Annotated in this window: 1 rRNA gene; it reads right to left on the bottom strand. The window is 57.1% G+C overall.

Going from position 1 to position 1,956, the window contains the following annotated elements:
* Positions 1-98: 98 nt before the first annotated feature.
* Positions 99-1,621 (bottom strand): 16S ribosomal RNA (locus Q343_RS13640).
* Positions 1,622-1,956 lie beyond the last annotated feature (335 nt).

Raw genomic sequence — 1,956 nt, 5'->3', positions numbered from 1 at the left:
GACTTCGTCAATGTTCCACCCTTGAGCAACCACCCCCACACGCGAACGGTGTGAGCCATGGCCTCTGCCCCCCAACCGGGGGGAGAAAAGCTCCTTAGAAAGGAGGTGATCCAGCCGCACCTTCCGGTACGGCTACCTTGTTACGACTTAGTCCCAATCGCCAGTCCCACCTTCGACGGCTCCCTCCACAAGGGTTAGGCCACCGGCTTCGGGTGTTACCGACTTTCGTGACTTGACGGGCGGTGTGTACAAGGCCCGGGAACGTATTCACCGCAGCGTTGCTGATCTGCGATTACTAGCGACTCCGACTTCATGGGGTCGAGTTGCAGACCCCAATCCGAACTGAGACCGGCTTTTTGGGATTCGCTCCACCTTGCGGTATCGCAGCCCTTTGTACCGGCCATTGTAGCATGCGTGAAGCCCAAGACATAAGGGGCATGATGATTTGACGTCATCCCCACCTTCCTCCGAGTTGACCCCGGCAGTCTCCTATGAGTCCCCACCATCACGTGCTGGCAACATAGGACGAGGGTTGCGCTCGTTGCGGGACTTAACCCAACATCTCACGACACGAGCTGACGACAACCATGCACCACCTGTATACGAGTGTCCAAAGAGGCTGCTGTCTCCAGCAGATTCTCGTATATGTCAAGCCTTGGTAAGGTTCTTCGCGTTGCATCGAATTAATCCGCATGCTCCGCCGCTTGTGCGGGCCCCCGTCAATTCCTTTGAGTTTTAGCCTTGCGGCCGTACTCCCCAGGCGGGGCACTTAATGCGTTTGCTGCGGCACGGAACTCGTGGAATGAGCCCCACACCTAGTGCCCAACGTTTACGGCATGGACTACCAGGGTATCTAATCCTGTTCGCTCCCCATGCTTTCGCTCCTCAGCGTCAGTTGCGGCCCAGTGACCTGCCTTCGCCATCGGTGTTCCTCCTGATATCTGCGCATTCCACCGCTACACCAGGAATTCCAGTCACCCCTACCGCACTCTAGTCTGCCCGTACCCGATGCACGCCCAAGGTTGAGCCTTGAGTTTTCACACCAGACGCGACAAACCGCCTACGAGCTCTTTACGCCCAATAATTCCGGACAACGCTTGCGCCCTACGTATTACCGCGGCTGCTGGCACGTAGTTAGCCGGCGCTTCTTCTGCAGGTACCGTCACTTGCGCTTCTTCCCTGCTGAAAGAGGTTTACAACCCGAAGGCCTTCATCCCTCACGCGGCGTCGCTGCATCAGGCTTGCGCCCATTGTGCAATATTCCCCACTGCTGCCTCCCGTAGGAGTCTGGGCCGTGTCTCAGTCCCAGTGTGGCCGGTCGCCCTCTCAGGCCGGCTACCCGTCGTCGCCTTGGTGAGCCATTACCCCACCAACAAGCTGATAGGCCGCGAGACCATCCCCAACCGATAAATCTTTCCACACCCATCCCATGCGAGAAGGTGTCATATCCGGTATTAGACCCCGTTTCCAAGGCTTATCCCGAAGTCAGGGGCAGGTTCCTCACGTGTTACTCACCCGTTCGCCACTGATCCACCCAGCAAGCTGGGCTTCACCGTTCGACTTGCATGTGTTAAGCACGCCGCCAGCGTTCGTCCTGAGCCAGGATCAAACTCTCCGTAAATGATCAACGTCAACCAACCAACCCACAAGGAGCCAGCCAGCAAACAACCATACGAAGCACCACACACCAAACGATGCGCGGCCTCATTAATCTGGCAATCAGATTCGAAAACTAACGTTTTCAAAAACTGTTGTCCAAAGACCCCCAACCACCAACCGAAACCACCCGAACGGGCAGCCACAGTCACCAGCCAGGAGATAAAACTTTGGCATTGACTATCAAGCACACTGTTGAGTTCTCAAACAACCAGCACGCACCGTCCCGACCCGCCGAACCTCAGCGACCCGAACCCGGGGCAACCTCTCCAACCTACCAGACCCGATCTCCCGCGTCCA

This window comes from Paraoerskovia marina DSM 21750, from assembly GCF_000701465.1.
GTDB lineage: Bacteria > Actinomycetota > Actinomycetes > Actinomycetales > Cellulomonadaceae > Paraoerskovia > Paraoerskovia marina.
Note: the sequence above shows the minus strand (reverse complement) of the source record. Positions and strands in the feature narration are given on the sequence as shown.